Origin of the sequence: Pseudomonas sp. M30-35 (genome assembly GCF_002163625.1) — a bacterium.
In the GTDB taxonomy this organism is placed as follows: Bacteria; Pseudomonadota; Gammaproteobacteria; order Pseudomonadales; family Pseudomonadaceae; genus Aquipseudomonas.
The window spans coordinates 4,272,756-4,284,844 of the sequence record NZ_CP020892.1 but is presented as its reverse complement, the minus strand read 5'-3'; the positions used below and the strand labels follow the sequence as shown (position 1 = coordinate 4,284,844).

The following is a 12,089-nucleotide window of genomic DNA, read 5'->3' as shown; positions in this document are numbered from 1 at the left end:
GGCGTTCGCGTATCCAATAATAATTTTCGAGAGGCTTGCGTGTGAACATTCCGAGTACTTATTCGCCACATCACGCGGTGCCTGTTGGTCAGCGGGTGTTTGGCGCGCGTGACATGTTTTCGCTGTGGTTTTCGCTTGGCATTGGTTTGATGGTGCTGCAACTCGGTGCGCTACTGGCTCCGGGCCTGGGCATGGCCGGGGCGATGCTGGCTATTGCCTGCGGTACTGCAGTGGGTGTGTTGCTGCTCGGTGCAGTGGCGGTGATCGGTGTTGATACCGGCTTATCTGCCATGGCCGCGTTGAAACTCAGTTTGGGCAGCAAAGGCGCGGTGATGCCCGCCTTACTGAATATTCTGCAACTGGTTGGCTGGGGCGCGTTTGAAATTATTGTCATGCGCGATGCGGCAAGCTTGCTCTCAGCGCAGGCGTTTGGTGAAGGCAGCGTGTTGACCAATGCGGCGCTGTGGACCGTGTTTTTTGGTGCAATCGCCACGTTGCTTGCGGTGACCGGGCCGTTGACCTTTGTTCGACGCATCCTGCGTAAGTGGGGGATCTGGTTGTTGCTGGGCGCTTGTGTGTGGCTGACCTGGAATCTTTTCGACAAGACCGATCTGGCTGTGCTGTGGGCGCGTGCCGGTGATGGTTCGATGCCGTTTGCATTGGGTTTTGATATCGCAATCGCCATGCCCTTGTCGTGGCTACCGTTGATTGCCGATTATTCCCGGTTCGGCAAGCGCGCGCGCAACATCTTCGGCGGCACTGCGGCAGGCTTCTTTCTCGGCAACTTCTGGCTGATGAGTCTGGGCGTGGCTTATACCTTGGCCTTTGCGCCGAGCGGTGAGGTTAACGCGCTGTTACTTGCATTGGCGGGGGCGGGGCTGGGGATACCGTTGTTGCTGATATTGCTCGATGAGTCAGAGAATGCCTTTGCCGATATTCACTCGGCGGCGGTGTCTGGAGGCATCATGTTCCGGTTCAAAGTCGAGCACCTGGCACTGGCAATTGGCGCGCTGTGCACGCTGATTGCTTTGCTGGCGCCGTTGGCTGAATACCAGAACTTCTTGCTGCTGATCGGTTCGGTGTTTGCACCGTTGTTTGGCGTGGTGCTGGTTGATCACTTTATCTTGCGAAAACGTCAGGCGGCTTTGGCACCGAAGGTCTATTTGCGCTGGGACACCCTTCTGGCATGGGCTTGCGGCGTGGTGATTTACCACGTTTTAAGCAACTGGCTGCCGGATGTCGGTGCAACCCTGCCAGCGTTGGTGATCGCTGGCGGGCTCCAATGGCTGCTTGGCAGGGCTATTACGAAGCCGGTATGTACTCCGGCTTGAGAATCGCGCCCAGTTGCGAGTAAGGAATGGTCAGCGATACGTGTCCGCTGGAGTATGGCGCTAGGGAATAGACGTCATACTTGAGCAATACCGACTTTTTCAGCAAGGCTATGTTGTTGGTATGGGTGAAAGGCCAGGTTTTTACATACTCGGGGTCTTGATCGAGTTTGTTGGCCTTCAACCAACGCTGATGTGCTTGCTCCGCCGCCTGCCAAAAGGCGTCTTCGGTGCCGGGTTTGATCATGTCTTTCAGTGTCAGCGCTTTATGCTGATCGCGGTCATAGTTGATAAAGCCGCGGCCCGGCATTCCATGCGCGCCGCCAGTCGCTAAATAACTCGAAAGCTCGATGATCACTAATTGGTCATGTTGCTCGCGCATCTTGGCTTGCAAATAGGTTTTCCAGCCGGGCTCGGCGCGAACCAGAAAATCCTTTTCATAGGACTCAAGTGAAGCAGGCAGCGGCGCATCGGGTGCGTCAGCGGTCATGCGCCGCAATGCATGATCAATTAGCGAATTCAATTGCGGCTCTTCGGCAAACTTTAAGGTGTCGATGTTCACCAGAGGGCAAGGCTCACCGGTGCAGCCCGGCGTCACGTGTTCCCAGGCAATACGTTGAGCGACTAAGGGTTTGTCGCCAGGCATCATGCTCTGGCAGGCGCTGAGAAAGAGGCTGATGCCGACGATTGCGAGCTTTTTGGTCAGAGACATGTAATCCATCGTTTGGCTGAAGACTGTTGAGGGTTGCAGGCTTCGACTACAGGCTGGCGCTTGAGTTCGAGCCTTTACGACCCCATCTATGCTGCATGATCCCGGTGACGAGTGCACCTGCAAAACGCTGTTGAAGCTAATGTAAAGAGGCTGCGTTGTGCGAATTGCAGGGGTAGGATGCGTGAAAGTCAGGTTAACAGACTGAGTGAGGATTCAATGCCAGACACTTTTAAGCCGGGACCCGGTGCGTTCGAAATCGTTGAACGTGAAGCCTGCTTTCGAGGTTTTTACAGCCTTGATCGCTTGCATCTGCGGCATCGTCAGTTTTCTGGAGAAATGGGTCCGATACTCAATCGGGAAGTTTTTCTGCGCCACGATGCGGTCTGCGTACTGCCTTATGATCCACAACGTGACGTGGTGGTGTTGATTGAGCAATTCAGAGTTGGCGCTATGCATAAAAGCGAGAATCCATGGCTGCTGGAACTGGTCGCGGGGTTGATTGACAAAGACGAAGAGCCTGAAGAAGTGGCACACCGTGAGTCAATGGAGGAAGCTGGTTTGAAGTTGGGGGCACTGTGGCCGGTCACTCAGTACTATCCTTCACCTGGAGGCTCTAACGAACGCGTGCATTTGTTTGTAGGGCGTTGCGACAGTGAAGGGGTTGGTGGGGTCTATGGTCTCGCCGAAGAGGGCGAAGACATCAAGGTTCATGTCTGGCCTGTGGAAGATGCATTAGATGCAGTAAAAGATGGGCGAATTGATAACGCCGCAAGCATTATTGCCTTGCAATGGCTGGCGCTTAACCGCGCCGAGGTTAGGGGGTTATGGCAGTAAATTTGCTACGTGATCGTTACCGCGTTGACCTGGTCGAGTTGCAGACGGCTTGCGAGGCCAATTATGCGCGCTTAATGCGTTTACTTCCGGCTATGCGTGAGGAGCCGAGTGCGCGCCGCGTGGCGGTGAGCCAAGGAGAGAAGCTGCTCGGAGTGCTGGCGCTGGATGTGTTGGAAAACTGTCCCTACACCTCCACGGTTCGAGTGCGTCAAGAACACAGCTTGCCGTGGCTGCCGATACCTGCGCTGGAAGTGCGTGTGTATCACGATGCGCGCATGGCCGAGGTGGTCGGTGCCGAGAGTTCGCGGCGCTTTCGTGGGATTTATCCGTATCCAAATGCTGACATGCATCAACCTGATGAGAAAACCCAGCTCAACCTGTTTCTCGGTGAATGGTTAAGCCACTGCCTGGCTTGCGGTCATGAAACCGAGCCACAAATCTAAGATTGAACCTATTTATCCATCTGAGCCTTACCTCTAACTTCGATCATTTGCTAGGCTAGGTTTGACAGGCTAGCTAGCGCTTTACGTCGTTGGTGCGCCTGCGTATGTGATGCATGTTGAGTGTTGTTAAGGACGATGCACGTTGAACATGGCAGGCAGTGGCTGGGGATCTTTACCGCATGGCTTTGAGCCGGTGTATTCGCTGGTTTTGCTGTAATTGTGCGTGGGATATGTGAACCAGGCCGCGCAAATTGAGTTTCCCCGAGTTGTCCAAGCCGCCATAATTAAACTATTCCGCTCAAGGAGACGGCCTTGCCGAGCGCGCAAACTTATCCTGCCGACTCATCGGTGCTGCTGGTTCAGTTATCGGACAGTCACTTATTTGCCGAGGCGAACGGCAAACTATTAGGTATGGACACCCAAGACAGCTTGCAACAAGTGATTGAGCGAGTGGTCGACGAGCAGCCGCAAATTGACTTGGTGCTGGCCAGCGGAGACTTATCTCAGGATGGCAGTGAGGCCTCATACACTCGCTTTCGGCAGATGACCTCGGTTATTCGCGCCCCCGCGCGTTGGTTCCCGGGTAATCATGATGAAGTTCCAGCTATGCAGGCAGCCTGTATCGGCAGCAATTTGCTCGATACGGTGGTGGATGTTGGCAATTGGCGAGTCATTTTGCTCGATTCGGCGATTCCCGGAGCGGTTCCCGGTTTTCTCGGTGACCGCCAACTGGCGCTGCTGGAGCGAGCGCTGAGTGAAGCGCCTGAACGCCATCATTTAATTTGCATGCACCATCATCCGGTGCCGATTGGCAGTCGCTGGATGGACCCCATTGGCTTGCGCAACCCAGAAGCCTTGTTTGCAGTTGTGGCGCGCTTTTCACAGGTTCGCTGCATGCTCTGGGGGCATATTCATCAAGAGTTCGATCAGATGCGTAACTCGGTGCGACTGCTGGCTTCGCCGTCGACCTGCGTGCAGTTTGCGCCGGGCAGCGAAGATTTTCAGGTTGATACCAGCGCCCCGGGCTATCGATGGTTGCGCTTGTTTGGAGATGGGCGGATGGAGACCGGAGTGTCGCGCGTGACTGGAATCGATTTCGAGGTCGATTACAGCGTTAAGGGCTATTAACTGCCACGGGTTGGCAACACCACTCATATTTTGCTGCAAACACCGTGAAGCAGGCGCTTGCAGCTTGTGGTCGTGACCTAGTAGCCTGCTTCCCCATGACTGAAAATATCCTTTATTTGCATGGACTTAATAGCTCGCCAGACTCGCTCAAGGCCAGTCAGCTGCGCCGTTGTATGGCGCGTATGGGGCTGGCTGAGCAATTACGTGTGCCTGCATTGCATCATCACCCGCGTCAAGCGATTGCGCAGATCGAGGCTGAGATTGCAGCTATGGGAAGCCCTTTGCTGGTCGGCAGCTCACTGGGCGGCTACTATGCGACGCATCTGGCTGAGCGGTATGGCTTAAGAGCACTGCTGATAAATCCCGCAGTCCGTCCGCACGCACTGTTTGACGGCTTTCTCGGACCGCAAAAAAACTTTTATAGCGACGAAACCTGGGACCTGACGACAGATCACGTTAACGCTCTGGCCGAGCTGGAAGTGATACCGTCACAAGATCCCGAGCGTTATCAGGTATGGTTGCAGACAGCTGATGAAACCCTGGACTATCGTCAGGCTCAGGCTTTATATCGCGGTTGCGCGCTGCGTATTCAGGCGGGGGGGGACCATGGCTTCCAGGGGTTTGCTCAACGCTTGCCAATGCTATTTGCTTTTGCCGGTATTGCGCCCAAGTTGTGGCACGATATCGACTTTTCTGACCTTTGAATGACTCGCATCTCGCTGCGCCGCAGTCGCCGATCAATTACGGCAGCGCAGCCAGCGGTTATGTGAGTTTCTCGATTAACTGTTAAAAATTAAGAGACCCTATGGCCAGTTATAACGCCGACGCCATCGAAGTCCTTTCCGGTCTTGACCCGGTGCGCAAGCGTCCGGGTATGTACACCGATACCAGTCGCCCCAATCACTTGGCTCAAGAAGTCATCGATAACTCGGTTGACGAAGCCTTGGCCGGGCATGCCCAAAGCATTCAGGTGATCCTGCACGAGGATAACTCGCTGGAGGTCACCGATGACGGCCGCGGTATGCCGGTCGATATTCACCCTGAAGAAGGGGTGCCAGGGGTCGAGCTGATTTTCACCAAGCTCCACGCTGGCGGTAAGTTTTCCAACAAAAACTACCAGTTCTCCGGTGGCTTGCACGGTGTTGGTATTTCTGTGGTTAACGCCTTGTCGACCTTGGTCGAGGTTCGCGTCAAACGCGAGGGTAGTGAATACCGCATGACCTTTGAGAACGGCTTTAAAGCCAGTGAACTCGAAGTCGTCAATACCGTGGGTAAGCGCAATACCGGCACCAGCGTGCACTTCTGGCCAGACGGTAAGTATTTCGACTCACACAAATTCTCGATCAGCCGCCTTAAGCACGTACTAAAGGCTAAAGCTGTGCTGTGCCCCGGCCTTAGCGTCAGCTTTGAAGATAAAGCCAGCGGTGAGCGTATCGAGTGGCTGTTTGAAGACGGTTTGCGCTCGTATTTGGTCGATGCGGTCAGTGAATACCCGCGCCTGCCTGATGAGCCATTCTGTGGCAGCCTGGCTGGCAATAAAGAAGCGGTCGATTGGGCGCTGCTGTGGCTGCCGGAGGGGGGCGAAAGTGTTCAAGAGAGCTACGTCAACCTGATCCCGACTGCGCAGGGCGGTACCCATGTCAACGGCTTGCGCCAGGGCTTGCTGGATGCCATGCGTGAGTTTTGTGAGTTCCGTAACTTGCTGCCGCGCGGGGTCAAGCTGGCTCCGGAAGATATCTGGGAGCGGATTGCCTTCGTGTTGTCGATGAAGATGCAAGACGCCCAGTTCAGCGGTCAGACCAAAGAACGTTTGTCTTCACGTGAAGCCGCGGCGTTTGTCTCAGGCGTGGTTAAAGATGCCTTCAGCCTTTGGTTAAACGCGCACCCTGAGTTCGGCCAGCAGTTAGCTGAACTGGCGATTAGTAACGCTAACCGCCGCCTCAAGGCCGGTAAAAAGGTTGAGCGTAAGAAAATTACTCAAGGGCCTGCACTGCCGGGCAAGCTGGCTGATTGTGCAGGTCAGGACCCTATGCGCTCTGAGCTGTTCCTGGTCGAGGGTGACTCCGCCGGTGGTTCTGCCAAGCAAGCGCGGGATAAAGAGTTCCAGGCGATCATGCCGTTGCGCGGCAAGATCCTCAACACTTGGGAAGTCGATGGCAGTGAAGTTCTAGCCTCACAAGAGGTGCATGATATTGCCGTGGCCATTGGTATCGATCCGGGCTCAAACGACCTGACGCAACTGCGCTACGGCAAGATTTGCATCCTCGCCGACGCCGACTCTGACGGCCTGCACATTGCGACTTTGCTTTGCGCATTGTTCGTTCAGCATTTTCGCGCGTTGGTTGATGCCGGGCATATCTTTGTCGCCATGCCACCGCTATACCGGATCGATCTGGGTAAAGAGATTTTCTACGCCCTTGACGACGCTGAGCGTGACGGCATTCTTGACCGTTTGGTTGCCGAGAAGCGTCGCGGTAAGCCGCAGGTCACCCGATTCAAAGGCCTTGGTGAGATGAATCCGCCGCAGTTGCGTGAAACCACCATGGACCCGAATACTCGGCGACTGGTGCAATTGACGCTGGAAGATTATCCCGCCACTCAGGAAATGATGGACATGTTGCTGGCGAAAAAACGCGCAAGCGATCGCAAGGCGTGGCTTGAGTCGAAAGGTGATCTGGCTGAGGTTCTGCTTTGAGGCACACGTTTTTCGCTCTGTTATTGCTTAGTGTTGCACCATTTGTAGCGGCTAATCAGTTGGCTGTCAGTCAGCCGGTTGAGCAGCTTAAGTTAATCAGTGAGCACCCGGTCGATGGCATGTCTGCGGGCAATTTATCCGGGCTGGCCTGGTGCGGAGATGCATTGTGGGCGGTTTCGGATCGTGATGATGGTCGTATCTACCGTCTCGGCGGTGGTGACGGTGTGTGGCAAGCTGAGCCTGAGTTATTTACGGCACCACCCGCTCCAGACTCAAGCTTGCCTTGGGGAATTGGCGTGCGCGCATGGGCGACAGGTCTAGTGCGCGGTGGCTCGCTCGATTTTGAGGGCATCACCTGCGACTCGATCGGTAATCGCTATTTGGTCAGTGAGGCTAAGGCTGAGGTGTTGCTGTTGCCCGTCGCCGCAGACCCTGAGTGGGTGCGGCTGCCGAAGTCTCTGGTTCATCAAGCCCGGGGCAGCGGCATGTTGTTGCATTTCAATGCGCTGCTTGAAGGCATCACGATTGATCCTGCTGGTGGACGTATGTGGCTGGCGGCTGAACGTCAGCGCCGTGGTTTGTTGGTTATGCACAAGAAACGTTCAGTATGGGAATGTACCGGCGGCTGTGTATTGCTTAGCGAAAGCGGCAAAGTACCTGCGCCCGAGCAACTCGGCGGCACACCACAACCGAAAGATTTCTCAGACTTGAGTTACTACGCTGAAAAACTCTTCACTCTGGAGCGTCAGGCTCATCGCATCTGCCGGCGCAAGCTAAGTAATGGTGAGGTCGAGCGTTGCTGGTCATTTGCGGATGAAGCGCTGACCGAGGCGCGGCGTTACCCAAGTGCTTACGGGCGGGTCGAAGCATTGCAGATTGATCAAAGCGGAGCCTGGCTGGGCGTCGATAACGGTGGTCGGGTTCGTGCCGATGGCGAGGCGCGCCCTATCGTTTGGCGCTTTGCTGCACCGAAAGGTGGCTGGGAGGCTAACCAGTGAGTGCGCAGCCTGCGGGGAAGCGCGCCGGTCGGGTAATGCTCGTACTGGCGTGGGGCGCAGGCTTGTTCCTTGCGACGCATTTTTTTGGCAATCTTGAAGATAAACAGCGTAACCCGAACAGCAATCCACAATCGGTGCATGCCAATGGCTATGTTGAGGTGCGCCTGGCCAGTAGTCGGCAAGGACACTATTTCGCTAGTGGGCAGATAAACGGTGAAGATGTTGAGTTTTTACTGGATACCGGGGCGACAGATGTCGCCGTTCCAGCAGAGCTTGCTCGACAGCTGGGTTTGCAGGCAGGTGCAGCGGTTACCGTGCGAACGGCTAATGGCCAGACCACAGGGCATCGAACGCGGCTCAAACAACTTAAATTAGGCGATATTGTGCTTCACGATGTCACCGCTCTGATCGCTCCCGGTATGACCGGTGAGGAAGTATTGCTGGGCATGAGTGCCCTGAAGAAACTCGAATTTACCCAGCGCGACGGCACGTTGTTGCTGCGCCAATCAACTTTGCAATGAGGCACGCATGAGCGATTCTCTCGATTTGAGTCTGGACGGTGTTGAACGCCGTTCCCTTGCCGATTTTACCGAGCAGGCTTACCTCAACTACTCCATGTACGTAATCATGGACCGTGCTTTACCGCACATTGGTGATGGTCTGAAGCCGGTTCAGCGGCGCATCATCTACGCGATGAGTGAATTGGGCCTGGATGCTGACTCCAAGCACAAAAAATCGGCGCGTACTGTCGGTGACGTGCTGGGTAAGTTTCATCCGCATGGCGATTCGGCGTGCTACGAGGCAATGGTCCTCATGGCGCAGCCGTTCAGCTACCGCTATACCTTGGTCGATGGTCAGGGAAACTGGGGGGCGCCGGATGATCCAAAATCCTTCGCGGCCATGCGTTATACCGAGGCGCGGTTGTCGCGCTATTCGGAAGTCCTGCTGACCGAGTTGGGGCAGGGCACAGTTGACTGGGTGCCGAACTTTGACGGCACCATGAACGAGCCCGCAACCCTGCCTGCGCGATTGCCGAACTTACTGCTCAATGGCACGACAGGCATTGCAGTCGGTATGGCGACCGATGTGCCACCGCATAACCTGCGCGAAGTCGCTGCGGCCTGCGTGCGCTTGATTGATGAGCCGAATGCCACAGTCGAGCAGCTTTGTGAGCACGTATTGGGGCCGGATTATCCGACCGAGGCGGAGATCATCACGCCACGGGCTGATCTGCTGAAAATCTACGAAACCGGTCGTGGCTCGGTGCGTATGCGTGCGGTTTATCGGGTTGAAGATGGCGATATCGTTGTCACCTCGCTGCCGCATCAGGTCTCCGGTTCTAAAGTGTTGGAGCAGATCGCTGGACAAATGCAGGCCAAAAAGCTGCCTATGGTGGCTGACCTGCGTGATGAGTCTGACCACGAACATCCATGCCGCATTGTTATCATTCCGCGCTCAAATCGGGTCGATGCTGCGGAGTTGATGCAGCACTTGTTTGCCACTACTGAGCTTGAATCGAGTTACCGAGTCAACACCAACGTGATTGGCTTGGACGGCAAGCCGCAGGTGAAGAATCTGCGCCAACTGCTGCGTGAGTGGCTGGAGTATCGGGTTAATACCGTGCGCCGCCGTCTGCAGTTCCGTCTGGATAAAGTCGAGCGCCGCTTGCACCTGTTGGAAGGCTTGTTGGTTGCCTTCCTCAATCTGGATGAAGTGATCCACATCATCCGTACTGAAGAGCAGCCAAAAGCGGTGCTGATCGAGCGCTTTGCGCTGACAGATATCCAGGCTGATTACATCCTTGATACGCGCTTACGTCAGTTGGCGCGCCTTGAAGAGATGAAAATTCGGGGTGAACAAGACGAGCTGGCCAAAGAGCGTGAAAAACTGCTCAAGCTGCTTGGCAGCGAAGCGCGCCTGAAGAAGCTGGTGCGTGATGAAATCATCAAAGATGCTGAAACCTACGGCGATGATCGACGTTCGCCGATTGTCGCGCGTGCCGAAGCCAAGGCGCTGTCAGAAAATGAACTGATGCCTGCTGAGCCCGTCACTGTGGTGATCTCCGAGAAAGGATGGGTGCGTTGCGGTAAGGGCCACGACCTGGATGCGACGGGCTTGTCATATAAGGCCGGTGATGGCTTTAAAGCCCTGGCTCCAGGACGCTCGAATCAGTACGCAGTGTTTATTGACTCAACCGGGCGTAGCTACTCGTTGGCCGCGCACTCATTGCCTTCCGCGCGTGGCCAGGGCGAGCCATTAACGGGTCGTCTGACGCCACCGCCTGGCGCCACGTTTGAATGCGTGATGTTGCCGGATGATGAGGCGTTGTATGTGATCGCTTCGGATGCGGGTTATGGTTTCGTGGTTAAAGGTGAAGACCTGCAAGCCAAGAACAAAGCCGGTAAAGCTCTACTGAGTCTGCCAAATGGCGCCAAAGTGATACCCCCCAAGCCGTTGGTCAGTCGCGAAGAGGATTGGCTCGCCGCGGTAACAACCGAAGGCCGCTTGTTGTTGTTCAAGGTGGCGGACTTGCCGCAGTTGGGCAAAGGTAAGGGCAATAAAATTATCGGTATCCCGGGCGATCGAGTTGCTTCGCGCGAAGAGTACCTGACCGATCTCGCCGTTCTGCCAGTTGGGGCGACGCTGGTGCTGCAAGCGGGTAAGCGCACCTTGTCACTCAAGGCTGATGATCTTGAACACTACAAAGGTGAGCGCGGTCGGCGTGGCAATAAGCTGCCGCGGGGCTTTCAGCGAGTTGACAGCTTGCTGGTTGAGTAGCTGGGTAACACCTGAAATACTCTAAGGTAGATCAACACTGGAGTCTGACGCAGGTTTCTAGGATGATGTGACCACTGGCGGCGTTCATTGTTCAGGGCATATTCCCGGTGCGGGTAATAGTAAATTGCCATCGCATGACGTTCAGGAGTATGCCTGCCTGAAGTTTGGAATTTGTGTCTCAAGTGAGTTTTTCAGAGAGTTTTTAATTCGCTAACAATGAATGGTGTAGCCTAAAACCGTTTTTTGATTTTTATGGACATATAGACCGGTCTGATGACTGGCTGGATGATATTGATGATTGCAATGCGACTCCCCTTGATTCTGTTGGTAGCTCTACTCGGGTTAGCGGGCTGTGCGCGTTACCAGCCAGTACCTTTGTATCAGCTCGACAGTGGTGGCGCTAAAGTACCGTCCGCTGACGAGGGTGTGGCGGTGTTGCTGGGCCCAGTATCGATTGCCGATTACTTGCAGCGTGAGGCGCTGCTGCAGCGCCAGGAAGATGGCAGCCTGATCGCGTCGAGAGATGCGCGTTGGGCAGGCAGCTTGGCTTCAGACATTGATCAACAGCTGCTCCTTCAACTGTCTTCGCAACTGAACAGCCAGCGCTTGACGCTTGCCCCGGCAGTGCCCGGTGTTACCCCGCAGGTTCAGATACTGATGTCGATTGCCCGGCTTGATTCTGGCCCACGGCGCCCGGCCGTGCTTGAAGCCCAGTGGCGTTTAATGGGCAAAAATGGTCAATTGCTGGATGGTCGACTGGTGCGTCTGGAGCAGGCTCACGGTGGTTCTATCGCTGAACAAGTGCATGCTCAGAGCACGCTGATGCATCAACTGGTCGAGCAAGTTGCCATGGCGGTCAAGCAGCAAGACGGTGAGATTCCGGCAATCGCTGAGCGAGCACCTAAAAAAGCGCCTGCTACACCCAAGAAAGAAGACCCACCTAAAATCCCAATGGTACAACCGGTGCGAATTGACTCTGAAGTATTCCGGTTCTAAAACAGCTTGCAGGATAAAACTCAAAAAACCGCAGTTTGCGGTTTTTTGCATTCAGCAGCCAGTTCCAGCCGCCAGTGGCGGATGAGGCGCAGCTTGCCTGCCAAGCTGCAAGCGCCTGACACCTAGTAGCGAGAGGGGGGGGCCGGTGGCGCGGAGAGGCTGCAGCGCTAGCAGAGC

At 55.3% G+C, this 12,089-nt stretch carries 11 protein-coding genes; 10 read left to right on the top strand and 1 reads right to left on the bottom strand.

What is annotated here, in order from left to right:
• Positions 1-41: 41 nt before the first annotated feature.
• Positions 42-1,331: a putative hydroxymethylpyrimidine transporter CytX gene (cytX, locus tag B9K09_RS19730; RefSeq protein ID WP_087518401.1), complete on the top strand. Its 1,290-nt coding sequence runs from the start codon at positions 42-44 to the stop codon at positions 1,329-1,331.
• Here the strand turns inward: cytX and B9K09_RS19725 are convergent.
• Positions 1,303-2,040: an RsiV family protein gene (locus tag B9K09_RS19725; RefSeq protein ID WP_087519192.1), complete on the bottom strand. Its 738-nt coding sequence runs from the start codon at positions 2,038-2,040 to the stop codon at positions 1,303-1,305. The genes cytX and B9K09_RS19725 overlap by 29 nt on opposite strands.
• Positions 2,041-2,256: 216 nt before the next feature.
• Between B9K09_RS19725 and B9K09_RS19720 the strand changes: the two genes are divergently transcribed.
• From B9K09_RS19720 to B9K09_RS19680, 9 genes are all read left to right on the top strand, one after another.
• Complete coding sequence (locus tag B9K09_RS19720) at positions 2,257-2,874, top strand: NUDIX domain-containing protein (protein WP_087519191.1); 618 nt, start codon at positions 2,257-2,259, stop codon at positions 2,872-2,874.
• Positions 2,865-3,317, top strand: a complete 453-nt coding sequence (locus B9K09_RS19715) for a DUF1249 domain-containing protein (RefSeq protein WP_087518400.1) — start codon at positions 2,865-2,867, stop codon at positions 3,315-3,317. Before B9K09_RS19720 ends, B9K09_RS19715 begins: the two co-directional genes overlap by 10 nt.
• Before the next feature lie 312 nt (positions 3,318-3,629).
• The gene (cpdA, locus tag B9K09_RS19710; protein ID WP_087518399.1) at positions 3,630-4,445 is read left to right on the top strand and encodes a 3',5'-cyclic-AMP phosphodiesterase; all 816 of its coding nucleotides are present in this window, start codon (positions 3,630-3,632) and stop codon (positions 4,443-4,445) included.
• A gap of 95 nt (positions 4,446-4,540) precedes the next feature.
• Positions 4,541-5,149 (top strand): YqiA/YcfP family alpha/beta fold hydrolase, encoded by a 609-nt coding sequence (locus B9K09_RS19705; protein ID WP_087518398.1) that lies wholly within the window; start codon positions 4,541-4,543, stop codon positions 5,147-5,149.
• A gap of 101 nt (positions 5,150-5,250) precedes the next feature.
• The gene (parE, locus tag B9K09_RS19700; protein WP_087518397.1) at positions 5,251-7,140 is read left to right on the top strand and encodes a DNA topoisomerase IV subunit B; all 1,890 of its coding nucleotides are present in this window, start codon (positions 5,251-5,253) and stop codon (positions 7,138-7,140) included.
• Positions 7,137-8,138: a DNA topoisomerase IV gene (locus tag B9K09_RS19695; RefSeq protein ID WP_371917421.1), complete on the top strand. Its 1,002-nt coding sequence runs from the start codon at positions 7,137-7,139 to the stop codon at positions 8,136-8,138. The genes parE and B9K09_RS19695 overlap by 4 nt, the downstream gene beginning before the upstream one ends.
• Positions 8,135-8,659 carry a TIGR02281 family clan AA aspartic protease gene (locus tag B9K09_RS19690; protein WP_087518396.1) on the top strand — a complete coding sequence of 175 codons (525 nt, stop codon included), beginning with the start codon at positions 8,135-8,137 and terminating at the stop codon, positions 8,657-8,659. The genes B9K09_RS19695 and B9K09_RS19690 overlap by 4 nt, the downstream gene beginning before the upstream one ends.
• Before the next feature lie 7 nt (positions 8,660-8,666).
• Positions 8,667-10,916 (top strand): DNA topoisomerase IV subunit A, encoded by a 2,250-nt coding sequence (parC, locus tag B9K09_RS19685; RefSeq protein ID WP_087518395.1) that lies wholly within the window; start codon positions 8,667-8,669, stop codon positions 10,914-10,916.
• 294 nt (positions 10,917-11,210) lie between these two features.
• Complete coding sequence (locus tag B9K09_RS19680) at positions 11,211-11,912, top strand: membrane integrity-associated transporter subunit PqiC (protein ID WP_087519189.1); 702 nt, start codon at positions 11,211-11,213, stop codon at positions 11,910-11,912.
• The last annotated feature ends 177 nt before the right edge of the window (positions 11,913-12,089 follow it).

What these genes read in the sequence shown, in the direction of transcription:
- B9K09_RS19725 (WP_087519192.1), bottom strand. Translation starts at nt 2,040, where the DNA reads ATGTCTCTGACCAAAAAGCTCGCAATCGTCGGCATCAGCCTCTTTCTC.
- B9K09_RS19720 (WP_087519191.1), top strand. Translation starts at nt 2,257, where the DNA reads ATGCCAGACACTTTTAAGCCGGGACCCGGTGCGTTCGAAATCGTTGAA.
- B9K09_RS19715 (WP_087518400.1), top strand. Translation starts at nt 2,865, where the DNA reads ATGGCAGTAAATTTGCTACGTGATCGTTACCGCGTTGACCTGGTCGAG.
- B9K09_RS19705 (WP_087518398.1), top strand. Translation starts at nt 4,541, where the DNA reads ATGACTGAAAATATCCTTTATTTGCATGGACTTAATAGCTCGCCAGAC.
- parE (WP_087518397.1), top strand. Translation starts at nt 5,251, where the DNA reads ATGGCCAGTTATAACGCCGACGCCATCGAAGTCCTTTCCGGTCTTGAC.
- parC (WP_087518395.1), top strand. Translation starts at nt 8,667, where the DNA reads ATGAGCGATTCTCTCGATTTGAGTCTGGACGGTGTTGAACGCCGTTCC.
- B9K09_RS19680 (WP_087519189.1), top strand. Translation starts at nt 11,211, where the DNA reads ATGATTGCAATGCGACTCCCCTTGATTCTGTTGGTAGCTCTACTCGGG.